Genomic DNA, 26,411 nt, shown 5'->3' with positions numbered 1-26,411 from the left:
ATTTTATGTGTCGTCGTTAGGATGAATGACACTTTTTGTTTTTAAAGTAGGCACAAATTCCTGATTAAAAGGTAAAGCATTCTGTGCCTGATTAAAATAGTGAACGATATGTTGGTTTTCTTGCTGTAAAAAATTTGCGACAGCATCGTGAAAAGCAAACTCTAAAAGTTGATGTTTAGATTTACAGTAAACGGGTTCAAAGCCCCGGAGTATTTTGTGCTCGCCCTGGGTACCGGGGTTAAAGTGAGGTAGCTTGTTGTTAATGGCGAACTCTATTCCCTCAAAATAGCAGCAGGCAAAGTGTAAGCTATCAACCTGCTTTAACGCTCCCCAATATCTGCCGTAAAGGCCTGAGCTGTCATAAAAAAATAGAGCGCTGGCAATGGGCACTTGGTGTTCTTCGGCGGTAACAATAAGAATGCGTTCGCTCATCGTGTTCACCAGGGTTTCAAAAAATGCTTTGTTAAGATATCCCACATGACCGCTTCGTTTTAGATAAGTCGATTGATAGCACTTAACAAAGAAAGAGAGAGTGTCTGCATCAATACTACGGCCAGTTCGATGTGAAAAGCGGATCCCTTTGCCTAACAGCGCTTTTCGAGTTTTTTTAATAGATTTTCGCTTTCTTGACGTCAGTGCGCTAAGAAAGTCATCGAAACCGGCATAATTGTAGTTATGCCATTGAAACTGAACGCTGTGGCGAGTTAAGTATTGGCGTTCTTCATCGAGAGCCTGGTCTTCATCTTCGCCGACAAACAACCAGTGAAGAGAGGAAAGGCTTTCACCGAATCGAGATTCACATTCTGTCTTCAATGAATTGCCAATATCGTGAACGAGATCAGCGCTAAGTAGGTTTTCCTCTTTTACTAATAGTCGTGGTCCCGTAACCGGTGTAAAAGGTACCGCCGCAATCCATTTAGGGTAGTATTCCAATCCATGCTGATGATAAGCGTTGGCCCAGGCATGATCGAAGACGTATTCTCCGTAGCTATGAGTTTTGAGGTAGCCGGGAACGGCAAGAACAATACTGCCCTCGCGTTCCACCGTAACATGAAAGGGCTGCCAACCCGTGTCGCCTCCGCAGCAACCAGAAACCTCTAATGCGCTTAAAAATTCATACTGAAGAAAAGGCCCAGCATTGTGTGCAAGCTGGTTCCACTGTTCTTTCGCAATGGTTGCTATGCTGTCATGTATTACTATTTTTTCGTTCATTGATTTACGCACATTGTTATTTCAGCAGTAATTTTGCGTTAGGGGGTGCGACTCTCAAGCGGTAAAGCTAGAATGTGCTCGTTATTTATGGCTACTTGTTATTGCGGACTTTCTTTATGACAAAAACCTTTATGACAAATACGACACGCCACGTTTATATAAAACAAAATGTTTACGAAAATTGATAAGGGGCTAGTTCACAAAAATGTCAGAGTTTGACAGAAAGATCATTATTGACGCGATTACTCGCATGCTGGCACGACGAGAGCATAGTTACAGTGAGGTAGTGCGCAAGCTTTCTCAAAAGGGAATTGAAAGCGATGATTTCCTGCCCATATTGGATGAATTTCGCAACAGAGACTTGCAAAGCGATCACCGGTTTGCCTGTAGCAGAGCGCGCACGCTTTACTTAAAGGGGAAGGGGCCTAGAGTCATAAAGTTAGATCTGCAGCAATACGGCGTAGATGAGGGCATAGTGCGAGACGCGCTTCTTGAAATAGAAGCCGATTGGTTTGAAAGCGCGAAAAAAGTAAAGACCAAAAAGTTCGGTGATTTTTTTGAAACCGACTACGCACTGCGGCAAAAGCAAAAACGCTTTCTACAATACCGGGGTTTTTATCAAGACCATATCGATTACGCAGTGAGCAACGAGTAAGCACCGAAACACCCTCAAATTAGCGAAATATATGACAGATTTGCGCCATTACAAAGCGTCTTACACTTAACAGAAATGACTGAATCGTGGTATTGTTGCGCAAATTTGTGCGAGATAAACACAACTGTTTGTGAATATCCCTTTGTTAACATTTCGCTCGGCAATTATTTCTGAGGAAATGTTTCGCACAGTCCCATTACTAGTATAAAGGAAGTTAGGTTTTCAATGACAATATCAACTGCTGACTTACGCAATAAGTTTATCGATTATTTTAAAAGTCATGGCCATCACGCCGTAGCAAGCTCCTCACTCGTGCCGGCAGACGACCCTACGCTTCTTTTTACTAATGCAGGTATGAACCAGTTCAAAGATACGCTTCTTGGTGCTGATAAGCGAAGCTACAACCGCGCGGTTTCATCACAGCGCTGTGTTCGAGCTGGCGGTAAGCACAATGATTTGGAAAACGTAGGTTATACAGCACGTCACCATACTTTCTTTGAAATGCTAGGTAACTTTAGCTTCGGTGATTATTTCAAAAAAGAAGCCATTGAGTTTGCGTGGACTTTCCTGACTAAAGAAGTAGGCCTACCGAAAGAAAAGCTGTTAGTTACGGTTTACTCTGAAGACGATGAAGCTTTTGATATTTGGGAAAACCACATTGGCGTTCCTAAAGAGAAAATTATTCGCATAAGTACATCTGACAACTTTTGGTCTATGGGTGATACCGGACCTTGCGGCCCTTGTTCTGAAATCTTTTACGACCATGGTGAACATATTTGGGGGGGCCCTCCTGGAACGCCAGAAGAAGATGGTGATCGCTTTATCGAGATCTGGAATCTTGTATTCATGCAATACAACAAGCAGGCCGATGGCAGTATGGAGTCGCTTCCGGCACCTTCTATCGATACGGGAATGGGACTAGAGCGCATTTCTGCAATACTCCAGAATGTACACAGTAACTATGAGATAGACCTGTTTCAAAACCTTATTAAGTCAGCGGCTGATATCGTTGGTACCACTGATTTGGAAGACAAATCGCTGCGCGTTATTGCTGATCATATTCGCTCTTGTAGTTTCTTAATTTGCGACGGGGTAATGCCATCGAACGAAGGTCGTGGTTACGTTCTTAGAAGAATTATCCGCCGAGCTGTACGTCATGGTTACAAACTTGGCGCAGACGACATCTTTTTCTATAAGTTAGTCGCATCTCTAGCGAGTGAAATGGGAGAAGCCTATCCGGAGCTTGTTGATCAAAAGCCAGTGGTTGAAAAGGTACTTCGTGTAGAAGAAGAGCAGTTTAGCAAGACACTAGCTCGCGGCATGGCAATGCTGAACGATACGCTTGAGTCGTTAAAAGGCGATACTATTCCAGGCGATATCGTATTTAAACTCTACGATACCTACGGCTTCCCAGTTGATTTGACCAACGATGTTGCCCGCGAGCACGAGCTAAAAATAGACGAAGCAGGCTTTGAAGCCGCAATGCAAGAGCAGCGCGCAAGAGCACAACAAGCCAGTAACTTTGGAACCGACTACAACAGCAGGTTGGTGGTAGAGCAAGAAACTGCTTTCACCGGCTACACGGAAGTTGAAGGCAGCGCTACTGTCGTTGAACTTATTGCTGACAATGAGTTTGTAAGTACCTTAGAAGACGGCCAAGAGGGCGTAGTGGTGCTAGATAATACGCCGTTTTATGCGGAAAGCGGTGGTCAATCGGGTGACAAAGGAGTTTTACGAGTTGCTAATGGCGAGTTTGTGGTTTCTGACACGCAAAAAATGGGTAAAGCCTTTGCTCATAGAGGCGTGGCAAAAGGTACGGTGAAGAAAGAAGATACCGTTAAAGCTGCTATTGACATTGCAAACCGAGAAGCGATTAAAAAGAACCATAGTGCAACGCACCTTTTACACGCGGCACTGCGTGAAATTCTTGGCGACCACGTCACACAAAAAGGCTCTCTTGTTGAGGCGCCTCGTATGCGTTTTGATTTTTCTCATTTCGAATCGCTTTCTGCACAGCAAATTGCTGAGATTGAGCGAAGAGTAAATGCAGAAGTAAGGGCTAACCATGCGCTAACCACTCAACTTATGGAACTTGAAGATGCTAAAGCGTCAGGTGCCATGGCATTATTCGGTGAAAAATACGACGAAAAAGTTCGCGTTGTTACCATGGGGCCATTCTCAGTAGAACTTTGCGGTGGTACTCACGTTGAAAGAACCGGTGATATCGGTCTTTTCAAAATAGTAAGCGAAGCCGGTATAGCCTCAGGCGTGCGTCGGATAGAAGCTGTCACTGGCGAATATGCAATAGAAATGATTCAGAACCAGCAAACTACGCTAGCTTCACTGTCTGCAATGTTGAAAACAGACCCAACTAATGTAGTAGATCGCGTGTCTGTATTGCAAAGTCATACTAAAGAATTAGAAAAATCGCTCACTGCGGCGAAACAAAAACTGGCAAGTCAGCAGGGTGCTGATATGCTTAGTAATACGGTAGAAATAAACGGTGTTAAGGTACTTGTTGCGAACCTTGAAGGTGTTGAGGCCAAGTCGTTACGTTCAATGATGGACGATATAAAGAACCGAATAGGCGAAGGTATCGTAGTATTAGGTGTAGCGAACGAATCTAAAGTTAACCTGATTGTTGGCGTAACCAAAAAACTTACCGGACAAGTTAAAGCAGGTGAATTGGTTAACTTTGTAGCCTCTCAGGTTGGTGGTAAAGGCGGCGGTAGGCCAGATATGGCACAAGCTGGTGGAGACCAACCGGAAAATCTTAATAAGGCGTTAGATTCGGTTAACGCTTGGTTACAAGATAAGCTATAATGATAAGTGCATATAACAGTGAGTTTTTGAAGTGACACAGAGACAGGGAATCACTGTGCTTCCGCTGGGTCGTGCCGGCGAGTAAGCGAACTATAATGGAAACGTTAAATATAAAGGAACAGGAGCAAGCGAATGCTTATTTTGACTCGTCGAGTTGGTGAAACGCTTATGGTTGGTGACGATGTTACTGTTACTGTGTTAGGCGTAAAAGGGAATCAGGTACGAATAGGTGTTAACGCACCAAAAGAAGTTTCTGTGCACCGTGAAGAGATATATATGCGCATTCAAGCTGAAAAGGGCGGACAGCCCGATTCTGCAGAGTAAGCGTTAATAGAGCTTCACTGGGAAAGGTCGGCGCACGCCGGCCTTTTTTGTTGGTGTTTTTATTATTGTTGGGTCACCTTGATGTAGAACCACTCCAACGTTTTAAGTCTCGCTGAGTGGGTAAGCATCTATACACATATCTATACACAGCGGTATAAGCCAATTTATGCATGGCATTCTTTGAAATCGTGTTTATACTGTTTAACCAGCATTCAAATTACGTGTTTTTTAAACGAATCGTTTAAAATGACAGCGGACGAACACTTTCTTCCTAAAAAAGGTTTGACTCAAGCCAGTGAATCCGTAAAATGCATCCCGCACTCAAGGAGAGGTGGGTGAGTGGCTGAAACCAGTTCCCTGCTAAGGAACCGTACGTTAATTCGTACCGAGGGTTCGAATCCCTCCCTCTCCGCCATTATTCGTTGATAGTGGCGGTCGACAAAAAGTTTATTGCGCGTGTGTAGCTCAGCTGGATAGAGTACCTGGCTACGAACCAGGCGGTCGGAGGTTCGAATCCTTCCACACGCGCCACTTACTTGAAGCGTCACCTTTCGATGTAAAAATTGAAAGTAAAACAGTTTACGCGTGTGTAGCTCAGCTGGATAGAGTACCTGGCTACGAACCAGGCGGTCGGAGGTTCGAATCCTTCCACACGCGCCATATAAGAGAGCCCACCTCATTGAGGTGGGTTTTTTTATCTCTGTCAAAACAGCATGCCATGAGATAGTCATTTCTCTTACTCGTCCTCCATCTATTTCCTCGCTTTTTACTAAATGTTCCTTAGCTTTGTTGAAGTTTGAGTGACCCCGTGATAGTTATTTAACCACAACAACAAACTTGTGAGCACGCATGAATACCGATTCTGTTGCTAGCCTTCTATTAGAGGCCGCTTCTTTAATGCTAATAGGCATGGTGTTTGTCTTTTCTTTTCTTGGCTTGCTTATATTAGGCATTCATTTAATAGCGAAATTCTGTAGCGTATTTCCAGGCGAAGTAGCCTCAGAATCAGTTGTGGCTGACAGAAGGGCTAATGCGCAACAACCAAGCGTTGAAGGTTCAATCACTGATGGCTCAGGCATCGAAAAGAATGTCATCGCCGCAATTTCTGCCGCTATACACGCACATCGAAAAACCAATAAGAATTCATAATTTCAAGGATTTACCATGACTAAGCCTCTTGCCCTTACTGAGCTTGTTTTACGTGATGCGCATCAATCGTTACTGGCAACCCGAATGCGTATTGAAGATATGCTTCCCATTGCAGAGAAGTTAGACAGCGCTGGTTTCTGGTCTGTAGAGTCATGGGGAGGAGCAACCTTTGATGCTTGTATCCGCTATCTGGGAGAAGATCCTTGGGAGCGCATTAGACAACTAAAAAAAGCGATGCCCAACACTAGACAACAAATGCTGCTGCGTGGACAAAATCTCCTGGGGTACCGCCACTATGCCGATGACGTAGTAACGCGCTTTGTTGAACGAGCGCACGAGAGTGGCGTCGATGTTTTTCGAATTTTCGATGCAATGAATGATATCCGAAACCTCAAAACAGCGGTTAAAGCCACAATCGACAGCGGAGCACATGCTCAGGGAACTATCTCCTATACAGTAAGTCCTGTTCACGGTTTAGAATTGTGGTTAGACATGGCCAAACAGCTGGAAGACCTTGGTGTACATTCCATATGCATTAAAGATATGGCAGGTTTACTCAAACCCTATGAATGTGAGGCATTAATTTCGGGGCTAAAAGAAACAGTTCACGTGCCCATTGCTATGCAATGTCACGCTACTACTGGCCTCAGTACTGCAACTTATCAAAAAGCCGTTGATGCAGGCATTGATATGCTTGACACCGCAATATCCTCTATGAGTATGACCTACGGGCACACCGCCACTGAAACCATGGTGTCGATTGTGGAGGGAACGCAGCGAGATACAGGTATCTCGCTGCCACATTTAGAAGAGATTGCGAGCTATTTTCGAGAGGTAAGAAAGAAATACAGTCAATTTGAGGGCAGCTTAAAGGGGGTGGATGCGCGTATACTTCTCGCCCAAGTTCCAGGTGGTATGCTTACGAATATGGAAAGCCAGCTTAAAGAGCAAGGAGCAGAAGATAAGTTTGAAGAGGTGCTAAAAGAAATTCCTCGAGTTCGTGAAGATCTCGGCTTTATACCTCTTGTTACGCCGACGTCGCAAATTGTAGGTACTCAGTCGGTATTAAATGTATTAACCGGCGAACGCTATAAAAGTATCACTAAAGAAACCGCGGGGGTGTTAAAGGGTGAATATGGCGCTACCGCCGCCCCCGTTAACGCTGAGTTACAAGCGCGTGTGTTAGATGGCAGTGAGCCGATAACATGCCGACCTGCTGATAATATCGAGCCAGAACTTGATAAGCTTGAAAAAGAGTTAGACGAGCTAGCGGACAAAAAGAACATAACGCTGTGCGACGCCAAAATTGATGATGTGCTGACTTACGCACTTTTTCCTCAAATTGGGCTTAAATTTCTGACTAATCGCGGTAATCCTGATGCTTTTGAGGCGCCCCCCGAAGTCTATGATGCAGCGCCTGCTAAGACATCTAAACAAGATGATAAATCAGCAGATGCAACAACTGCGTCTAACACTATTGGTTTGAATGAGATAGGTTCTAATAACGGGGCTTCTGAAAACATAGCCTCTGAAAACATAGCATCAGAAAAAACAGCCTCTTACGACGTTAATGTTGATGGTAAAGTATACCATGTAGAAGTGGCCCCATCTGGAACGCTTACCAGTGTTACATCTGCAACCTCAGGCGCAGCGCAAAATGAAACACCCAAAGAGGTTTCATCGCAGACCACTTCATCGTCAACCCCTGCACCATCTCAGGCGAGCGAGTCTATTGATGCGCCCTTGGCTGGAAATGTGTTTAAAATTCTCGTTCGCAAGGGAGATTCCGTTTCAGAAGGCGATGTGGTCATTATATTAGAAGCGATGAAAATGGAGACGGAAATTCGCTCGGCCTATACAGGTACAGTGAGCGATATTCTGGTGAATGATGGCGACGCCGTAAGCAGTGGGCAGCCACTGATTGCGTTGGGGTAGTACATGGATAAGTTACTATTGCTTTGGGAAAGTACTGCGCTTGCCCATTTTGAGATGGGACAGCTTGTTATGATGCTAGTGGGGTTCGGCTTGCTCTACTTGGCTATTGTAAAGAAGTTTGAGCCGCTATTGCTACTGCCCATAGGCTTTGGCGCGTTGCTTACTAATATCCCCATAGCCGGCTTTTCAGAGGCCGGTGGGTTGCTGCATTATATTTACAAAATTGGCATAGATACCGGAGTATTTCCACTGCTTATTTTTATGGGCGTTGGTGCAATGACTGACTTCAGCGCATTAATTGCTAACCCTAAAATGCTGCTGTTAGGGGCCGCCGCTCAGTTTGGAATATTTGCCACTCTGTTTGGTGCTATTGCATTGAATTTGTTGCCCGGATTTGAGTTTACGTTAAAAGATGCCAGTGCAATTGCCATTATCGGCGGCGCGGACGGTCCTACAGCCATTTTTTTGGCATCGCGATTAGCACCAGATTTATTGGGAGCAATAGCCGTAGCCGCTTATTCGTATATGGCGTTAGTTCCCATTATTCAGCCTCCTATTATGAAAGCGTTAACCTCAAAGGCTGAGCGCGAAATAAAGATGGGGCAATTACGATTTGTGTCCCAGCGAGAAAAAATCATTTTCCCTCTGGCGGTATTGTTTCTTACTATTTTATTCTTACCTGCAGCAACGCCCCTTGTTGGTATGTTTTGCTTTGGAAACTTAATGAAAGAATGTGGGGTGGTAGACCGCTTAAGCAAAACGGCTCAAAATGAACTTATTAATACAGTTACCATATTTCTTGGTCTTGCGGTTGGTTCGAAACTGTCAGCAGAAGCTTTCCTTACGGTAGAAACCCTCGGTATTCTTGGTTTAGGGGCTATCGCTTTTGCAATTGGTACCGCCACTGGGGTACTTATGGCCAGGTTAATGAGCAAACTGAGCGGCGGAGATATTAATCCGCTCATAGGTGCTGCAGGTGTTTCTGCGGTGCCTATGGCAGCTAGGGTGGTAAATAAAGTGGGTCTGGAAGCCAATCCTCATAATTTTCTGTTGATGCACGCCATGGGCCCTAATGTGGCAGGTGTACTTGGCTCGGCCGTTGCCGCAGGAATACTTCTCGCGTTGGTAGGTTAATTATCTATGCGGACTGATGGTACAACATAATTTGTCTCTTGGACTGACGTAAAATCGTCCTCAATTCAGATATCAAAAACGGTGCTTAATGAGGCACCGTTTTTTGTTATCGAATGGTTTGCTGGGGTACGAGAGAATGGTAAGCCGTAACCAATTTTTTGGTTCTGGTATGCTGAGGCCAGCGAAAGATTGTTTCCGTTTTGCCCTCTTCAACAATTTGCCCTTTTTCCATCACAATCACTTTGTCTGCGATGTGACGCACAATTCCTAAGTTGTGACTAATAAAGATAAAGGCTAACCCAAGTTCTTGCTGTAAAGCCAATATTAAGTTCACGGTTTGTGAGCGTATGGAAGGATCTAACGCAGCAAAAGGCTCATCTGCCACAAGTACTTTAGGTTTAAGCATTATTGCTCGTGCTAACGCAATGCGTTGTTGTTGACCGTCTGAAAGCATATTCCTATAGAAGTAATAGTGCTCCCGTAACAAGCCCACTTTAACCAGAGTATCTTCTATCACTTCTTTACGCTCAGAGGCATCTAGCTGAGTATTCAAACGCAAAGGCTCATCAAGAATGCGTCCAACGGGCACCGATGGATTCATGGTTTCACTACTATGTTGTAGAATCATGCGAATGTCATGAGTGCGCTTGCGTTGACCATCTTTAGATTTATATTTGGCTAAATACTTGTGTTCATTAATTTCTATTTCACCCTCGTCGGCACGAACGGCGCCCACAAGCAGCTTTGCCAATAGTGATTTACCAGAGCGGTTTTCGCCAATAATAGCCACGGTTTCTCCCCGTTTAACGGTAAGCTCAATGGGGCCCAATTTAAAAACTTCAGGGCGCTTTAACCAACGCTTTTTTTCATTGTGCAAAAAGGTTAATTGCTTAACGTGCATTACGTCGGTCATAGCTTCTCCATATGTAGCGGAAAGTGGCAACTATAACTGTGGTCGTGAATTTTGCGTACTACAGGCGTTTGAACGCATGCGCGCTGAGCTCTCGGGCATCTTGGTCCAAGTCGACAGCCAATGGGTAAATGTTGCAAAGTAGGAATTGATCCAGCAATAGTCGGCAGGTGAGACTTAGGAGGTAAATCTTTCCTAAAGCTCGGTGCGCTGTCTAGCAAAGCCTTTGTATACGGGTGCAGCGGACGCTTTTTAATATGCTTCATTCTGCCAGATTCAACGGTTTGTCCAGCATAAAGCACCGTCATGGTATGCGACATACTGGCAATGGCAAGCAGGTCGTGACTCACAAACAAAATAGATAAAGAACGGGTTTGGTTTAGTCGAGTAAAGAGCTTTAGAATTTGTGTTTTGGTTGTAGGCTCCATTCCTCGTGTGGGATCGTCTGCAATAAGAAGTGTAGGTTGAGACACAAGCGCCATGGCAATCATAAACTTTTGACCAATGTCTGCGGGTATTTGATGGGGATAGGCACTTAAATAATGCTTATGGTGCTTAATTCCTACTTTATGAACGGTACTGATGGCAATTTTTTTACGATGCTGAGCTCGCTGCCAAAACCAGTTTCCCTGCACAAACTCACTGGGAATACTCTCTTCTAGTTGCTCTCCTAGTGTGGCAGAGGGGTCCAAACTCGCTTGAGGATTTTGGAAAACCACCGCTATCTCACGACGCATAACTTCCCGACGCTGCTGAGCCGACATGCCCAGTAAGTTATCACCATTCCAGCTCATTCTATCTGCAGTAAGTGTCCACTCCGTGGGAAGAGCTCCGCAAATTGCCGCCACAATTAAACTCTTACCAGAGCCTGATTCTCCAACCAACGCGCGAATTTCGCCGCTGCTTACAGACAGGTTGACCTTATCTAATGCCTTAATAGTGCCCTCACTGCTATGCATCTCTAGCGTCAGGTTTTTAATATCTAACATTGGCATTTTAGTGATTAACCCTTTTTCTTAAGGCAGAACGGAGTCCGTCGCCTACTACATTTATAGAAAGCACGAGAAGAAAAATCGTCATTCCGGGTAGAGCAACATTCCATGGAGCTAAGTAGGTTACATCCAGACCATCAGATAAAATGGCACCTAATTCAGGTAGCGGAGATTGTGCGCCTAAATTTAAAAAGCCAAGAGCCGCTATATCGATTACTGCTATTGATAGCGCAATAGTGCCTTGAACTACTAGCATTTCAGTCATATTGGGTAATATTGAGTAAGTGAACAATTGCCACTTGTTTGCACCATCAAGCTTGGATGCCACAATATAGTCTTTTTTCATTTCACTGCGCACAAGGCTGCGGGTATGATGAACAAACTGAGGAATGAGAGCCAACGTAATTGCCCACATACTATTGACTAGCCCAGTGCCGAATATAGCAACGATGATAATAGCAATGAGTAATGTTGGAATTGCCATAAGCGCATCGGGAAAGTGATTGGCAATACTTGAACGCACACCGCGAAGCATGCCTGCAAAAGCGCCAAGGCTTACGCCAATTAGCATAGCGAGTACCACCGTAATAAAGGCGGAGCCCAAGGTGATACGACACCCATAAATAACTCGAGTAAATAAATCTCTTCCCAGCGAATCGGTGCCGAAGAGATGAGATATGGAGCCATTACCCATCCAACTAGGCGGTACTAAAAGGCCGTCTATGTTTTGTTCATTGGCACCGTATGGCGTAAGAAGCGGTGCGAAAATAGCAAAAATCACAAATATGGCAAGCAGCACAGCGCCGGCCATGGCAATGTGGCTGGCTCTGAACGCTCGCCATGTACGTTGCCAAGGAGAGGGGTGAAACTCTTCTTCGTACAAACTAAATTGCGGCATGCTCGTACTTCTCTCTGCTTGGATCTATAAGTCTGTTGAACATATCAACTGTAATGGTGAGCATAATCACCAGCGAGGATACCGCCAGCATTCCCACGCGAAGAGCCGGATAATCCCGTTGATAAATAGCCTGAATGAGCCAGTTGCCAATACCAGGCCATGAGAAAAGAGTTTCCACAATCATAGTATTAGTGATAAGCGTGGTTATTTGAATCGCCATTAGCGGCAATATGGGAAGCAGCGCGTTTCTGAGTATGTGCCTAAAAAAAATCTGGCTCCCAGACAATCCCCTAGACATTGCGGCGGCGATGTAAGGCTGGTTTTTTGCGTCAATCACCGAGCGTCTCGTGATTCGCACTATCGATGCTGTAGATATAGCACCAATGGCAATAGTAGGAAGTGTGAGATGAGACATAGCATCTTTAAATGCTAATCGCTTGTTCTCCAAATCTGAGAGTAAAATGTCTATTAATATAAACCCACTCACGGGCTCAACATCAAATAACAAGCTTATTCTGCCTGAAAGCGGTGCCTTATCTAACTGAAGACTGAAAACGAGTATGAGTAATAATGCAAACCAAAATACCGGAAAAGAGTAAGTTGTAATGCTGGTGGTGTTAATGATGTAGTCGGAGGAAGAGTAGCAACGCATGCCAGCATAGTATCCAAGCGGAATACCAATAACCAGTGCCATCAACATGGAGTAAGTGGCTAACTCAATAGTAGCCGGCATGGCAATTCCAATTTCTTCGCGCAGTGGTATGCCGGAAGTAAAGCTGTAACCCCACTCGCCACTAAACAAGTCTCCCATGTAATAGAAAAACTGAACTAAGTAAGACCGATCTAGGCGAAATTGCTTTTCCAAAGCGGCTCTTTGTTCGTCGTTAGCCGGCACAATACCAGTGAGATTTGCCAGGACATCACCGGGAAATAGATACGCGAGCGAAAACGACATCACCGCCAACACCAGAAGGGTTAGCACAAAAAGAATGCTGTAGCGAGCTAGGATCCGAATCACAGTACTTTTTCTACTCCACCAAAACGAACGCCGCCAAAGGGGTTGATGGTCATCCCTTTCACCTCATTTCTGTATGCTTGATAGCGATAAGCGTGTGCAATTGGAACAAGCGGAAGGCGTTCAAACATGAGTCTATTTACTTGATGATAAATGGCTCTACGCTTGTCGAGATCTTCTGTTTTTAACGCTTCATTAATTAGCCTATCATAATCTTTGTCGCACCACATGGCTCGGTTTGTGCCAGAGGGGATAGCGCCACAACTCAGTAGCGGGCGATAAAAGTTATCCGGATCGCCGTTATCTGCAGACCAGCCAATTAATACTGAATCGTGCAATCCTTCCTGCAGGTGTCGCCTAAACGTTTTCCAATCATAAGTCACAATGTTGGCTTCTACGCCCACTTCTCGCAGATAACGTTGAATCAGTTCAGCCATTTTCATCGCGTTAGGGTTGTATGCGCGTTCTACCGGCATTGCCCAAATTGTCATTGAGAAGCCCGGCTCAATTCCCGCTTCGGCGAGCAGTCTTCTCGCTAAAACAGGGTTGTATGCTGTATCGTCAGCGTCGTTTTGATACGCCCAACTAGCCGCCGGTAGAAGACTCTTAGCTCGGGAAGCACTGTCGAAATATACCGCTTCAAGAAGCGTGTTTTTGTCAATTGCAATGGCTAAGGCACGTCTTACATTTGGGTTGTCAAAAGGAGCCCGTTGAGTGTTAAAAGCCCAAAAACCAATGTTCAGGCCAGGCTTTTCAGCAAGGGTTAAGTCTTCTCTATTTCTTATAACTTCAAGCTCGGTTTGCGCAGGAAAAGCGGTAGCGTCACACTCTCCAGTCATCAGCTTTGCCAGCCTTAGAGAGCTTCGAGGCGTAATATCAAAAATAAGTTGTTTTACGCTAGTGTCGGCATTGGCTACTCCAAGCTCCTCATTGTTATCTTTAGTATTGTCCTCGGTGTTCCCTTCTATACCTTCATCAATATTTTCAGTAAGGGCATTTGCGCTAGCATTAATATCTCGGCGCCAATAATTTTCATGATGAAGGTATTTGATATAGCTATCTTTTCGAAAGCTTTCGAATTTATAAGGGCCGGTTCCAACAGGCAATTGATCAATCTGGCTTGGGTTGCCTTCTTCAAAAAGTTGAGAGCCGTACTCCTGAGACAAAATCACAGAAAAATCAGTAGCCAAGTTAGCTAAGAACGAACTGTCTCTGCGTTTCAACGTAATTTCTACGCGATAGCCATTTACTCTTTCTACATTAGCTATGTTGTCGGCTAATCCTAAGCTTTCAAAATAGGGATAGCTTCCATTCGAAACGTTGTGAAATGGGTGGGTGGGCAATCGCCACCGATTAATGCTGAAGAGCACGTCGCTGGCGTTAAAGTTACGAGAAGGGGTGAAGTAATCGGTATTGTGAAACTCAACATCTCTGCGTAATTGAAAGGCATAAGTTAAACCGTCGTCTGACACCAGCCAACTGCTAGCGAGGCTAGGAACAATACGGCCAGAGTCTGGATCGAAGTCGAGTAATCTGTCGTAAAGTTGATGCGATGTCGCATCAGATGTTGTGCTTGATGTGTCAAGCTGCGGGTTAAATGTAACTGGGTTACTCTCAGAGCAGTAAACCACACCAGTACTGTAAAAGGGTTGCTTGTTTTGCTTTGCGCAAGACACCACGCACACTGCCGTTAAGGCACATACTGCAACGCGTTTTAACATACTGGCTGACATCAATTAATCCTCACTGATTTGTGCAGATGAGTCTAAGAGATTGTACTTTTTCAAGTAACCTCTTAGTTGATGATACGTTAGGCTTAGTTTTTCTGCTGTCTTTTTCTGATTAAACTGACTGTCTGAGAGAGCTTGTTTGATAATATCAATCTCAAATTGCTGTGAGCGTTCTTTAAGATCGATGGGGTAATCTGTGGGCAGTGAACTTTTGGTAGAGGAAACCTCCTGAACCGTGTCTGCCACGTTAGCAGGTGCTGCCTCAGGCTTAGGGGCTTCTTTGGTGGCACCGCTTGTTACTCTATCTTGAGTGCGAACTCTTCCCTTTGGTCTAAATGCCGACTCGAAAGGGTCTAAAACAATCTCATGTACCGGAAGATGTGGATTATTCGTTCTGTAAACCGCACGCTCCACTACATTTTTTAATTCGCGAATGTTACCCGGCCATTCGTATTCGAGTAATGTGCGCTTGGCCTTTTCAGTAAAACCACTGAAAAGCTCCATTTCCATTTCTCTTGCCATATTGATGGCAAAGTTTTCAGCTAACATCATTATATCTTCTCTTCGTTCGCGAAGAGGAGGAATGGTAATAACGTCAAAAGCAAGGCGGTCGAGTAGGTCCGCTCTAAACTCACCGGCATCGGCTAAGGCGGGTAAATCTTCATTGGTAGCAGCTATCAAGCGTACGTCAGTTTTTACCGACTTACTCCCTCCAACACGTTCAAACTCACCGTATTCCACCACGCGCAACAGCTTTTCTTGAATTAGCCCCGACGTGTTTGCAAGTTCATCAAGAAAAAGTGTGCCGTTATGCGCAACTTCGAACCTACCTTCTCGCCGCTTAGCTGCACCCGTAAAAGCTCCAGCCTCGTAACCAAATAACTCGCTTTCTAGTAAGCTTTCGTTTAATGCTGCACAATTCAGCTTTACGTAATTCTGATCCCAGCGCTTCGATAAAAAGTGCAGGCGTGCTGCAATTAACTCTTTACCTGTACCGCGTTCGCCAATAACTAACACCGGCTTGTCTAGTGGGGCAATTTGTGAAATTTGCTCTAATACTTCTAAGAAACTATTTGCTTGTCCTAGCAAATTGTCTTGCTGGCGATACCTACTCATTAAATCTCTCATTAGTTAGTCATTTCGACTAACAAATAGTGTAGAACAAAAAAAATTGATAAACGAGTATTATTTGAAATTAAAAAAAGGCTGAAATTTTAGGCGCTTACAGGTTTGGTAAGGTTGGCAAGCATATTGAATAAACATACCAACAAGTATTTTGAAAAGCGACATACACAAGAAGGGTAAGTTTCAATACAAAATAATCAGTATCAGTGGTCCACTAAGACTTTCACGTATCAATAGTGTACTAAAACAGGCTCAGTCATATTTTCTCAAGATTACATGATGACCAGATTTCTATTAAGAGGTAATTATTATGGGTATCTTCTCGCGTTTTACAGACATTGTGAACTCAAATATCAATTCGCTTTTAGACAAAGCGGAAGATCCGGAAAAGATGGTAAGACTTATCATTCAGGAAATGGAAGACACGCTGGTTGAAGTGCGCTCTGCCTCAGCAAAGACCCTTGCTAACAAGAAAGAAATTGTTAGTCAGATTTCTAAATATGAGAGCGATGCCGCAGACTGGCAGTCAAAAGCAGAGCTTGCATTAAGCAAAGACAGAGACGATTTAGCAAGAGCAGCGCTGCAAGAAAAGAAAAAGTCTGCAGACGCAGCAGAAACGTTATCAAACGAACTCGCTAATGTTGAGGCGCAAATTAGCAAGCTACAGGACGAGATAGGTCAGCTTCAAGAAAAGCTTGCCGATGCGAAAAGCCGTCAAAAAACCATTATTATGCGTCAAAAGACAGCGAGTTCGCGTCTTGAGGTTAAGAAAACTCTCGATAGCAGCAAGGTCGATAACGCAATGGGGCGCTTTGAGCAGTATGAGCGTAAAATTGACGATTTAGAGTCGCAAGTAGATGCCTATGACTTGGGCAGAAAATCGTTAAACGATGAGTTTGCTGAACTGGAAGCTGGTGACAAGGTTGATGATGAGCTTGCTGCGCTTAAAGCAAAAATGAAAAGCGCCAATAAAAATACTGAAAAATCTGAATAAATAATAAGAACTTGCGTCCAGCTTCGCGACTAAGCGAAGCTGGTAAATCAGAGACTGTTGGAGAATTCGAGATGGAAGAAGGAATGATTGCGATATTAGTAATGCCTTTAGTCGTGTTTACTATTTTTGTCGCCCCAATTTGGTTAATTTTGCACTATCGAAGTAAAAAACAAGTGAATCAGGGTCTAAGTTCTGAAGAGTATGCAGAGTTAAGTGCGCTGGCTGACAAAGCTGAGAAAATGAGTGAACGTATCGAGACTCTTGAATCTATTCTCGATAGTGAGGCTCCAGAGTGGAGGAATAGAGCATGAGAAATGGAAAGCAGCTCTATCGCAATTCAGACAACGCAAAAATAGCCGGAGTATGCTCAGGTATTGCTGAATACTTTGGATTAGAAACATGGCTTGTAAGGATCCTCGTTGTCACCGGTTTCTTTTTATTAGCCGGTCCGTTCATCTTTGTTGCGTACATAGCCGCTTGGTTTATCTTGGATAAAAAACCTAAACACCTAGAGGGCAGCAAAGCCGCCCCACAGGAGTTTTCAAAGGGCAAGGGCTGGGTAAACCCCGCGAGTAGCCAAACAAAAGAAGCAAAAGTGGAAGTGAAAACCAAGGTTTGGCAAGCCGGTGAGCCGCCGAGGCAAGCATTTCATGACATAAAAAAACGTTTTGAAAAAACCGAAGTTCGGTTACGTAAAATAGAAACCTATGTCACCTCAAAAGAATACCAGTTAAACAGAGAAATTAGCAGGCTATAACTTTAGCTCATAGTAACAAGAAGCCGCCTCAATGTAGGTGGCTTTTTTGTTTTTAATCAGCCCTTTATGGCTTTATGTAAAAACATTGTTACAGTGTTTCGAGCAGCTCAATATAGTGGAATGCTTTTCGGAAGATTCTTTTTGGTTAGACTAACCATCAAGTTAATCAGCAATTTATTGGTTTAGAAGTTATGCCAAAAACAACGCAATATGCATCGCGAGAATCTGACGATAAAGGTCATATAGCCTGGTCGCAAGAAGAAAATCAGATATGGTCTGAGCTTTACGCACGGCAAATTCCGTTAGTGAAAGAGCGAGCGTGCGATGAATATATAGACGGTTTGAACCTGCTGAATTTGAGTGAGAATAGCATTCCTCAATTGCCGGATATTAACAAAGTGCTCAAAGAGAAAACCGGTTGGCAAACTGCTGAAGTGCCCGCGTTAATTCCTTTTGGAGAATTTTTCCGCCTACTGGCGAACAAGCAATTTCCAGTAGCTACCTTTATCCGCTCAAGAGAAGAGTTTGATTATCTTCAAGAGCCCGATATTTTCCATGAGGTTTTTGGTCATTGTCCATTACTGACAAACCCTGCTTTTGCGCACTTTACCCATACCTACGGAAAGCTTGGCCTTGCTGCGAGTAAGGAAGACAGGATTTATCTTGCACGCCTGTACTGGTTTACCGTCGAGTTTGGTTTAGTGAAAGCAAAGGACGAGTTAAAAATTTATGGTGGCGGTATATTGTCGTCCCCGGGTGAGACCATTTATGCGCTAGACAGTGATGTGCCTGTGAGAAAGCCTCTATTGGCACTGGATGCGCTAAGAACGCCTTACCGAATAGATATCATGCAGCCCCTGTATTATATACTTCCAGAGTTTGATCATCTTTTTGAGCTGGCAGAGATGGACATTATGGCGCTTGTTGGTAAAGCTAAATCGCTAGGTTTGTTCGAACCCTTGTTCGAGCCGAAAGAGAAAAAAGCAGGTTAATTTTAGGTGCTAGAAACTGCCCAAAACATTAATAGTCCTGGGTGTATATTAACCGAAAGTGTCTAAATCGCTTCAAACTTATTAAAGAAAGGGAGACAGAATATGTCTCCCTTTTTTAGTGGTAGTATTTTTCCTACTGTCCCGTTTTTTAATTTTTAGTAACAATTATCTTGTTATCTTTTTGTAAAAGTATGATATCTTGTACATATATCTTTACAAATAAATAATTTACCCTATGCGACTAGAAATCAGCTGTCAGGACCGTCTTGGTATTGCTCAAGACGTACTGGATATTCTCGTAAACAAAGAAATAGACTTACGCGGAATCGAAATAGATCCGGTAGGAAAAATCTTTCTTAATTTCCCAAACATTGAATTTGAAGATTTTCAACATCTCATGCCCCAAATTCGTAGAATTGACGGTATCGACGATGTCAAAACCACGTTATTTATGCCCGGCGAGCGTGAAAAAAATCAACTGTCGGCCATACTTCGCACATTGCCAGACCCAGTATTTTCTGTAGATGCAAAAGGCCATATTCTTCTTTGCAATGAAGCGGTGAGTGCTGGATTAGAGCTTCCCTCAGAAACAATAATCGGCATGGAGATAAGTGAAGTTGTCAAAGGTTTTAACTTTACGAAGTGGATGGACGGCAAAGCGCCCGGCCCGCAATCGTCAAAAGTAAAATTTATTCAACAAGATTATCTTGCAGATATGTTGCCCATTACTGTAGCTGATGGCGAGCAGAAAAGTATCATGGCGGGAGCCGTGGTTATTTTGAAATCTGAAATGCGGCTAGGCCAGCAGTTTACTGCTTTTCACCAGTCTCCCACAGACAGTTTTGACAGGTTTGTCACTCAGTCGTCTTTTATGAAGCGCGCTGTTCATGAAGCAAAACGCGTGGCTGATTTAGACGCGCCCATTTTGATTTTTGGTGAAACCGGTACAGGTAAAGAGATGATAGCGCGGGCTTGCCATCAGTCGAGTCGGCGCAGTGAAGGCGCTTTCCTTGCTTTAAACTGTGCGTCTTTACCAGACAGCGTAGCGGAAACCGAACTATTTGGATGTGCCGCTGGCACTTACAATCAGTCAAGCGGTAAAGTGGGTCTGCTTGAGCAGGCCAAGGGGGGAACACTACTACTAGACGAAATTGCAGACATGTCTTCCCAGCTTCAAGCTAAATTGCTTAGGGTGCTAGAAGACGGCGAGTTCAGAAGAGTAGGGGATGCACAGCCGGTTTCTGTGGACGTACGTTTTATTTGCACAACCTGTCGAGATTTAGGTCAGCTAGTAGAAGAGGGGCGATTTAGAAAAGAGCTTTACTATCGCCTTAACGTGTTAAGCCTTGTTATGCCGTCGCTGAAAGATAGAAGGCAGGATATTGTGCCGTTAGCCGAGTCATTTATTTTGCAGCACAGTACCAAGCTAGGGCGCAGACCTGCGAAATTAAGTAAGTCTTGTGTCGACTTCTTACAGCAATATCCATGGCCTGGAAATGTAAGGCAGCTACAAAATGCGCTTTATCGCGCTCTGTCGCTTCTTGATGGGAAAGAAATTACCAAAGAAGATATTCAGTTGCCTAGTTGTGCTCCTAGTGTTACGTATATTGATGAGAACTTTGAAGGGACACTTGACGAAGAGGTGAAAAAATTTGAAAAAGACCTCCTCAAGCGTCTTTACCCTTTTTACCCAAGTACTCGCCAACTGGCAAAAAAGCTGGGGTTAAGTCACACGGCCATAGCAAACAAGTTACGAGAATACGGCATAAATAAAGCGACGGTAAAACTCTAGGCTTCACTATAATACGCTGTTAATTTGTTTTTTTTAGCTAAGTGATTATTACCGATATAGACGTGTTGTGTTTGGTTTACAACACGTCTACGGCAAGCTAGCTTAGGTGTTTACCTGCCATTTTCATAATCTACGCGTACACCCTTTCTTACACCCACGATAAACTTGTGCCTCTACTTACTTCTCTTTCACCCGCATGTAATGGCATAAATGTAATTATTGTTAACATACCAATTGTTTATCGAGGAAAAATAATGAAATTTGCAACGTATAAAAACGAAAGCCGAGATGGAATCTTGATGTTGGTATCACGAGATTTAGCAAGGGCCTGCGAAGTTAGCGACATTGCACCTACAATGCAACATGCACTCGATAATTGGCAAGAGGTTGCTCCGCAACTGCAAAGCCGCTACGAGCAACTAAACGACAATGTTGGCGAGAGTGTTTCTTTCGACACGAGCCGATGTGAGTCTCCACTACCCAGAGCATACCAATGGGCAGACGGCAGCGCCTATGTTAATCATGTTGAATTGGTGAGAAAAGCTCGCGGTGCTGAAATGCCAGAAAGCTTTTGGACCGATCCTCTGATGTATCAAGGCGGTTCAGATGACTTCATTGGCCCTAATGACGATATCATTTTGCCCAGTGACGAGTGGGGAATCGACTTTGAAGGTGAGGTGGCCGTTGTTACTGATGATGTACCAATGGCGTGTACACCTGAGCAGGGCGCCGAGCGCATCCGTTTAATCATGTTAGTAAACGACGTGTCTCTTCGTGGACTTATTCCAGGCGAGTTAGCGAAAGGATTTGGCTTTTTTCAATCTAAACCTGCTTCTAGCTTCTCCCCGGTAGCCGTGACACCAGATGAATTAGGTGATGCTTGGCAAGACCGTAAAGTGCATTTACCGCTGCGTTCTATTTATAACGGCGAGTTGTTTGGCAAGCCTGAAGCTGGCCAAGACATGACGTTTAACTTCGGTCAGCTCGTTTCCCATGCAGCTAAAAGTCGCAATTTAGGTGCCGGTGCAATTATCGGTTCAGGAACGGTGTCGAACAAACAGGGAACAGAACATGGTTCAGCTATCTCGGAAGGCGGCGTAGGTTATTCCTGCATTGCTGAGGTGAGAATGATTGAGACAATTCGAGACGGCAAACCGTCAACCCCATTTATGCAGTTTGGCGACCGCATTCGCATGGAAATGCTCGACAAAGATGGCGTTAGCATTTTTGGTGCAATCGAACAGCAAGTTAAGCCGTTGCGCTAAAATTTGATGCTATTTTCAACCCTATTTAATGTATGGGAGCAACAGTGAGATGAGTATTAAACTGTATGGCTATTGGCGCTCTACGGCAACGTATAGAGTTCGAATCGCACTTAATTTGAAAGGCGTAGAGTACGAATATGTGCCGGTTCATTTAGTGGCTAACGGCGGTGAGCAGCACAGTATGGATTATGCGCGCCTGAACCCCGCTGAACTTGTGCCTACGCTGGTCGATGAAGACGAAGATATCATTTTAAACCAATCGCTTTCTATCATTGAGTATTTAGACGAGCGGTTTGACAGTGAGCATCAACTCATACCAGAGCACAAAAATGAGCGAGCACGAGTTCGTGCCCTCGCGCAAGATATTGCCTGCGACATCCAGCCTGTAGGTAATTTACGTGTGTTAAACGCACTTAAAGGAAGCTTTGATGCAAGCCAAGACGATGTGGCAACGTGGGCGGCCCACTGGATCACATTAGGCTTTGATGCAATTGAAAAGCGACTTCAAACCCAAGCAGGGAAGTACTGCTTCGATTTCAACGTTACTATGGCTGATATTTGCCTAGTGCCGCAAGTTTACAATGCAAAGCGTTTTAATGTTGATATGAACCACTATCCGCTTATCAGCAAGATTGCAGATAATTGCAACGAATTAGATGCGTTTGAAAAGGCTCGACCAGAAAACCAAGTGGATGCTACGTGAACGTTGTTGTCGAAGTGAAGTAAAAAGAAGCGTGTTTAAAAGCAAATAGTCAAAACGACATTCAATTTTAAGGGGCCTACGATTATGTGGCCCCTTCTTTATTTGAATATCTACTGACGCTTAATCGGCAGTTCTGTCGTGTTCTTCACCTGTTTAAGCGCGAACGTGGAGCTTAAATGATCAACCAAAGGTAAGTGAGTCAATTTGGTTTTTAGTAAAAATTCATACTCTTCAATGCTCTCAACAATGACTTTCAGCAAATAATCCTTCTCTCCGCTGGTCGTATGGCATTCGACAATTTCATCGATGTTTTGTACCGCAGTTTCAAAGTCTGTCAGCGAGTCGCCATCGTGATTTTTTAGTGTGACGTAGATAAAAACCGACACGCCTAAATTTAACTTTTTACTGTTGAGTAAGGTGACTTTACCTAAAATGATACCGTCGGCTTCCATCCGTTTTACGCGGCGCCAACACGGTGTGTGAGAAAGTCCTACTTGTTGACTTAAATCAGCCATAGAAACTGTGGCATCTTGCTGTAGGACGCGCAAAATTTCACGGTCAAACTTATCTAATTTCATAACAGCTATTTCCATCATTCTTATGATAGCTATTATATAGTAAAAAAAATTATAGGATAGCTGTCCTAGTAAAATAGTATTCATTTCCTTTGTCTTTCGGTTTACAAAAACCATGTAAGAAACTCGCAACGCTTGTCCTCAGAGTCTTCGGCTAGACTAGAGCGAATAATCGGCAAATAAAAAATAGGGAATGTATGTCAGTCTTCGACCACTCAGAATTCGATAATCATGAGCACGTGGCTTTCTATCACGATGAGAAAGCGGGGCTTAGTGCAATAATTGCTATTCATAATACTAACCTTGGACCAGCGCTTGGCGGGTGCCGTATGTGGCCGTATGTAAATAGTAGCGAAGCGCTGACTGATGTGTTGCGATTATCAAAGGGCATGACATACAAGGCAGCACTGGCAAATCTTGAACTGGGTGGTGGTAAGTCAGTGATTATTGGCGACCCTAGAAAAGCCAAAACACCCGAAATGATGCGAGCAATGGGTAAGTTTGTTGATTCGTTAGGCGGCAAATACTTTACTGCGGAAGACTCGGGTATTGCGGTAACCGATTTGCAAATCATGGCAGAAGAATCTGACTATATCGCTGGTGTTAGCGCAAAGTATCACTACGCTGGAGAAGAGGCGAATGGCAATCCAGCACCATCGACGGCATACGGCGTTTTTGTTGGGCTTAAAGCGTCAGTAGAGTTCGGTTTAAAGCGCAGCTTAGATGGTGTATCTGTTGCTATTCAAGGAATGGGACACGTTGGCTACAGACTAGCCAAGCACCTTTACGAGGAAGGCGCGAAACTTTACGTTGCTGACATCTTCCCTGAAGGTCTAGAAAAAGCCGAAAAAGAGCTAGGTGCTACAGTAATTGCCCCAGAAGACATACTAAGCCTTGATGTAGATGTACTTGCACCTTGCGCATTAGGGGCGGCGATAAACGACCAGACGTTGCCAGATATCAAAGCGAAAGTCATTGCAGGCGCGGCAAATAATCAGCTAGCCAGAGAAGAGATGGGTGAGCTGCTAAGCCAGCGAGGCATTCTGTATGCGCCTGATTATGTTATTAACGCTGGTGGCGTTATTGATATTTTCCATCAGCGCATGGAATCTAGCTCGAATGAAGCATTGCGTGCACACATTGAACAAATTGGCGACACGCTTAAAGAAATATATGTTCGCGCCGAAAAAGAAAATACAGCCACCAATCGAATTGCAAATGTAATAGCGGAAGAGAGATTTTCTAATAAGGCTTGAAACTTAGCATTCAAATAGTCATAATGCGCCCCGCAATTAGGAGGGCGCAAGCGACTCGTTAATTGCAGTTTTCTATGGTGGGCTTTTGGTCCTCCCGCAATGATACTCTGTGAACTCGGTCAGGCCTGGAAGGGAGCAGCCGCAGCAGACGACTCATGTGCCGGGATGTGGCTGGAGGCCTGCCACCCAAACTCCTCTCATAATTACAACTAGTCTGCTTGTTCTTCTTTTTGTGATTCGCTTCTTTCAGCGTCATGTTCGGCATCATTCAAAAACCGCAGCGCTTTGCTTATGGCATACTCCACGTTCATTTCCATTTGTTTCCGTTCGCTCTGAGGCAGGTAAAATGCCATGTCTACTTCAAACCTAATATAGCGGGGTGGCACTTGATTCAGTGCCAAACAGCACAAGTCTGCAAGATAGTCTGCCGACTTTGATTTATCCAATCCTAACTTTGCTATTCGCTCCAAAACCAAATGTTCGTAATAGTTATGAATATCATCATCAAGTTTCATTAAATTTACCTCTCATCCGTTGGGTAACCGCCACTCGTTGCGGTTCAGCAAAAAATTTGATAGCGCGCTTGAATGTATGCATATCGCTCAAATTGCACACTTTTTTCTACAGTCGTTTACGTTACTCAATAGACAGTGCCCTGTCACTATTAAGGTATAGCTTGTATTCTATATAAGTCGAATACGCCACAATGAAAAATAAATAAAGGGAAAATTTAATAGAAAGAAAAGCAAAAGTAAGTGGCAAGGTTTATATAAAACGGCTTCGCGTATATCAGTACCCAGACAGAGACAAACATTATGAAAAAGAATATAGAGCCCTGCTATTACGGTGACTACTTACAGTTAGACAAAATCCTCGGCGCACAAAAACTTCAAAGTGAAAAGTATTCAGATGCAGCGCACGAGGAAATGCTATTTATTATTGTGCATCAAGTTTATGAGTTGTGGTTTAAACAAATTCTACACGAGCTAAACGCCACAATTGATACGTTCAATCAAGAGGTAGTGAAAGACCAGCAGCTCACTCAGGTTGTGCATCGCCTGCAGCGAGTGATTACCATTCAGCGATTAATGAATGATCAAATTGCGGTAATGGAAACCATGACGCCGCAGCAGTTTCTTTCATTTAGAGATTATTTGGTGCCTGCCTCTGGTTTCCAAAGCATTCAATTCAAGCGGTTGGAAATTTCGCTTGGGTTAAAGCGAGAGTTTCGCGTCGATTTTGATAAGCAGAGTTTTTATAGTCGCCTAACAGATGATGACAGAGCATTGCTTGAAGGCTTAGAGAAAAAGCCTAGCCTATTCGATTTGGTCGATAAATGGCTATCAAGAATGCCATTACTAAAAACCGATGATTTCGACTTTTGGGAGTATTATAAAAAAGCCACCGCAGAAATGCTTACCGATGACCACGACACAATATCTACAAACGACACTCTCTCAACTGCAGATAAGCGTCAAGAGCTGAAAGATTGGCAGTCTACCACAGAAAACTTTGATGCACTGTTCGACCATGAAAAGTTCGAAAAGCTGCGCAAAGAAGACAAGTTTAGGCTTAGCCACGAAGCCTTATTGTCAGCCTTATTTATAAAGCAATATTCTGAAGAGCCAGTATTCAATCTACCTTTTCAACTTATTACAGCATTAACTGAAATTGATGAACAGTTAACCATCTGGCGTTATCGGCACGCCATGATGGTACAACGAATGCTGGGTACCAAAATTGGTACCGGTGGGTCTTCTGGCCATCATTATTTAAAACGTACTACTGAGTCTAATCGCATATTTCTCGATTTTTTTAATATGGCTACTTTTTTGTTGCCAAAATCGGCCTTACCCGAGTTACCGAATGCCATAAAACGAAAGCTTGGATTTTATTTAAATTCGATAAGCTAAGACTCAAGCGTCGACTTTTTTGACTGTAAAAAGCTTTTTCTCGTTTTCGATAACGCTGCTGCATGGCTACTTTTTATACTTTAGTGTAAAAAGTAGCCATGCATTAAGAAAAATGTAATAAAAGTATGTTTTGTACGCAAGGCTTTACAATTCGTGACTTTATTCAAAAAAAAATTGAACTTTTCAGCAAACAATTGTACCACTGCGTATTGACCCCCAGTCGTTTTTTGTATTCTATAGAAGCTGGGCGAAAGCCTTACAA

Annotated in this window: 24 protein-coding genes, 3 tRNA genes and 1 other RNA gene; 19 read left to right on the top strand and 9 right to left on the bottom strand. The window is 43.8% G+C overall.

All coding sequences use genetic code 11. From position 1 onward, the window contains the following. Window positions 1–3: 3 nt before the first annotated feature. Window positions 4–1,212, bottom strand: a complete 1,209-nt coding sequence (locus BM528_RS09760) for a GNAT family N-acetyltransferase (RefSeq protein WP_071979630.1) — start codon at window positions 1,210–1,212, stop codon at window positions 4–6. Between the two features lie 205 nt (window positions 1,213–1,417). On the opposite strand from BM528_RS09760, the gene BM528_RS09755 reads away from it, so the two are divergent. The 9 genes from BM528_RS09755 (at window position 1,418) to BM528_RS09715 (ending at window position 9,232) form a co-directional block, all read left to right on the top strand. Then, on the top strand, window positions 1,418–1,867 hold the full coding sequence (locus BM528_RS09755; RefSeq protein ID WP_071979629.1) for a regulatory protein RecX: 450 nt from the start codon (window positions 1,418–1,420) through the stop codon (window positions 1,865–1,867). 225 nt (window positions 1,868–2,092) lie between these two features. Beyond that, the gene (alaS, locus tag BM528_RS09750) at window positions 2,093–4,690 is read left to right on the top strand and encodes an alanine--tRNA ligase (protein ID WP_071979628.1); all 2,598 of its coding nucleotides are present in this window, start codon (window positions 2,093–2,095) and stop codon (window positions 4,688–4,690) included. Between the two features lie 132 nt (window positions 4,691–4,822). Next, window positions 4,823–5,014, top strand: a complete 192-nt coding sequence (gene csrA / locus BM528_RS09745) for a carbon storage regulator CsrA (RefSeq protein WP_032094439.1) — start codon at window positions 4,823–4,825, stop codon at window positions 5,012–5,014. Between the two features lie 325 nt (window positions 5,015–5,339). Next, window positions 5,340–5,429: transfer RNA gene (locus tag BM528_RS09740), tRNA-Ser, on the top strand. A gap of 39 nt (window positions 5,430–5,468) precedes the next feature. Next, window positions 5,469–5,545, top strand: a tRNA-Arg gene (locus tag BM528_RS09735). A 52-nt stretch (window positions 5,546–5,597) separates the two neighbouring features. Then, window positions 5,598–5,674 (top strand) — tRNA-Arg (locus tag BM528_RS09730). A 189-nt stretch (window positions 5,675–5,863) separates the two neighbouring features. Then, window positions 5,864–6,163 (top strand): OadG family transporter subunit, encoded by a 300-nt coding sequence (locus BM528_RS09725; RefSeq protein ID WP_071979627.1) that lies wholly within the window; start codon window positions 5,864–5,866, stop codon window positions 6,161–6,163. A gap of 15 nt (window positions 6,164–6,178) precedes the next feature. Beyond that, entirely contained in the window at window positions 6,179–8,098 is a 1,920-nt protein-coding gene (gene oadA, locus BM528_RS09720) for a sodium-extruding oxaloacetate decarboxylase subunit alpha (protein WP_071979626.1), read from the top strand. A gap of 3 nt (window positions 8,099–8,101) precedes the next feature. Continuing rightward, complete coding sequence (locus tag BM528_RS09715; RefSeq protein WP_071979625.1) at window positions 8,102–9,232, top strand: sodium ion-translocating decarboxylase subunit beta; 1,131 nt, start codon at window positions 8,102–8,104, stop codon at window positions 9,230–9,232. 106 nt (window positions 9,233–9,338) lie between these two features. Here BM528_RS09715 and BM528_RS09710 read toward each other — a convergent pair whose 3' ends face one another. From BM528_RS09710 to pspF, 6 genes are read right to left on the bottom strand one after another with little or no spacing between them, the layout of a single operon-like run. After that, complete coding sequence (locus tag BM528_RS09710) at window positions 9,339–10,145, bottom strand: ATP-binding cassette domain-containing protein (RefSeq protein WP_071979624.1); 807 nt, start codon at window positions 10,143–10,145, stop codon at window positions 9,339–9,341. Further along, a complete protein-coding gene (locus BM528_RS09705) occupies window positions 10,142–11,137 on the bottom strand; it encodes a peptide ABC transporter ATP-binding protein (protein WP_071979623.1) in 996 nt (331 codons plus the stop codon). Before BM528_RS09705 ends, BM528_RS09710 begins: the two co-directional genes overlap by 4 nt. Window position 11,138: 1 nt before the next feature. Next, a complete protein-coding gene (locus BM528_RS09700) occupies window positions 11,139–12,032 on the bottom strand; it encodes an ABC transporter permease subunit (RefSeq protein WP_071979622.1) in 894 nt (297 codons plus the stop codon). After that, the gene (locus BM528_RS09695; protein ID WP_071979621.1) at window positions 12,019–13,050 is read right to left on the bottom strand and encodes an ABC transporter permease; all 1,032 of its coding nucleotides are present in this window, start codon (window positions 13,048–13,050) and stop codon (window positions 12,019–12,021) included. The genes BM528_RS09700 and BM528_RS09695 overlap by 14 nt, the downstream gene beginning before the upstream one ends. Continuing rightward, window positions 13,047–14,780 (bottom strand): ABC transporter substrate-binding protein, encoded by a 1,734-nt coding sequence (locus BM528_RS09690; RefSeq protein ID WP_071979620.1) that lies wholly within the window; start codon window positions 14,778–14,780, stop codon window positions 13,047–13,049. The genes BM528_RS09695 and BM528_RS09690 overlap by 4 nt, the downstream gene beginning before the upstream one ends. A 3-nt stretch (window positions 14,781–14,783) precedes the next feature. After that, window positions 14,784–15,893: a phage shock protein operon transcriptional activator gene (gene pspF, locus BM528_RS09685; RefSeq protein WP_071979619.1), complete on the bottom strand. Its 1,110-nt coding sequence runs from the start codon at window positions 15,891–15,893 to the stop codon at window positions 14,784–14,786. Between the two features lie 319 nt (window positions 15,894–16,212). On the opposite strand from pspF, the gene pspA reads away from it, so the two are divergent. The 7 genes from pspA to maiA all read left to right on the top strand — a co-directional run bounded on the left by pspA (window position 16,213) and on the right by maiA (window position 22,405). Continuing rightward, entirely contained in the window at window positions 16,213–16,896 is a 684-nt protein-coding gene (gene pspA / locus BM528_RS09680; RefSeq protein ID WP_071979618.1) for a phage shock protein PspA, read from the top strand. Between the two features lie 71 nt (window positions 16,897–16,967). Continuing rightward, window positions 16,968–17,207: an envelope stress response membrane protein PspB gene (gene pspB, locus BM528_RS09675; protein ID WP_071979617.1), complete on the top strand. Its 240-nt coding sequence runs from the start codon at window positions 16,968–16,970 to the stop codon at window positions 17,205–17,207. Beyond that, complete coding sequence (gene pspC, locus BM528_RS09670; protein ID WP_071979616.1) at window positions 17,204–17,653, top strand: envelope stress response membrane protein PspC; 450 nt, start codon at window positions 17,204–17,206, stop codon at window positions 17,651–17,653. Before pspB ends, pspC begins: the two co-directional genes overlap by 4 nt. Window positions 17,654–17,844: 191 nt before the next feature. Next, on the top strand, window positions 17,845–18,645 hold the full coding sequence (phhA, locus tag BM528_RS09665) for a phenylalanine 4-monooxygenase (RefSeq protein ID WP_071979615.1): 801 nt from the start codon (window positions 17,845–17,847) through the stop codon (window positions 18,643–18,645). Between the two features lie 235 nt (window positions 18,646–18,880). After that, window positions 18,881–20,437 carry a transcriptional regulator TyrR gene (tyrR, locus tag BM528_RS09660; RefSeq protein WP_071979614.1) on the top strand — a complete coding sequence of 519 codons (1,557 nt, stop codon included), beginning with the start codon at window positions 18,881–18,883 and terminating at the stop codon, window positions 20,435–20,437. A 254-nt stretch (window positions 20,438–20,691) separates the two neighbouring features. Next, window positions 20,692–21,702 carry a fumarylacetoacetate hydrolase family protein gene (locus BM528_RS09655; RefSeq protein WP_071979613.1) on the top strand — a complete coding sequence of 337 codons (1,011 nt, stop codon included), beginning with the start codon at window positions 20,692–20,694 and terminating at the stop codon, window positions 21,700–21,702. 49 nt (window positions 21,703–21,751) lie between these two features. After that, window positions 21,752–22,405 carry a maleylacetoacetate isomerase gene (gene maiA, locus BM528_RS09650; RefSeq protein WP_071979612.1) on the top strand — a complete coding sequence of 218 codons (654 nt, stop codon included), beginning with the start codon at window positions 21,752–21,754 and terminating at the stop codon, window positions 22,403–22,405. A gap of 110 nt (window positions 22,406–22,515) precedes the next feature. Here the strand turns inward: maiA and BM528_RS09645 are convergent, their stop codons facing one another. Continuing rightward, a complete protein-coding gene (locus tag BM528_RS09645) occupies window positions 22,516–22,983 on the bottom strand; it encodes an Lrp/AsnC family transcriptional regulator (protein ID WP_032094572.1) in 468 nt (155 codons plus the stop codon). A 194-nt stretch (window positions 22,984–23,177) separates the two neighbouring features. Between BM528_RS09645 and BM528_RS09640 the strand changes: the two genes are divergently transcribed. Then, entirely contained in the window at window positions 23,178–24,236 is a 1,059-nt protein-coding gene (locus tag BM528_RS09640) for a Glu/Leu/Phe/Val dehydrogenase dimerization domain-containing protein (protein WP_071979611.1), read from the top strand. Window positions 24,237–24,319: 83 nt separating this feature from the next. After that, window positions 24,320–24,416: signal recognition particle sRNA small type (gene ffs / locus BM528_RS09635), an RNA gene on the top strand. Between the two features lie 29 nt (window positions 24,417–24,445). Here the strand turns inward: ffs and BM528_RS09630 are convergent. Beyond that, on the bottom strand, window positions 24,446–24,751 hold the full coding sequence (locus BM528_RS09630; protein ID WP_071979610.1) for a late competence development ComFB family protein: 306 nt from the start codon (window positions 24,749–24,751) through the stop codon (window positions 24,446–24,448). Window positions 24,752–25,051: 300 nt separating this feature from the next. On the opposite strand from BM528_RS09630, the gene BM528_RS09625 reads away from it, so the two are divergent. Beyond that, window positions 25,052–26,149, top strand: a complete 1,098-nt coding sequence (locus tag BM528_RS09625; protein ID WP_071979609.1) for a tryptophan 2,3-dioxygenase family protein — start codon at window positions 25,052–25,054, stop codon at window positions 26,147–26,149. Window positions 26,150–26,411 lie beyond the last annotated feature (262 nt).

Origin of the sequence: Alteromonas sp. RW2A1, assembly GCF_001886475.1 — a bacterium.
Lineage (GTDB): Bacteria > Pseudomonadota > Gammaproteobacteria > Enterobacterales > Alteromonadaceae > Alteromonas > Alteromonas hispanica.
Note: the sequence above shows the minus strand (reverse complement) of the source record. Positions and strands in the feature narration are given on the sequence as shown.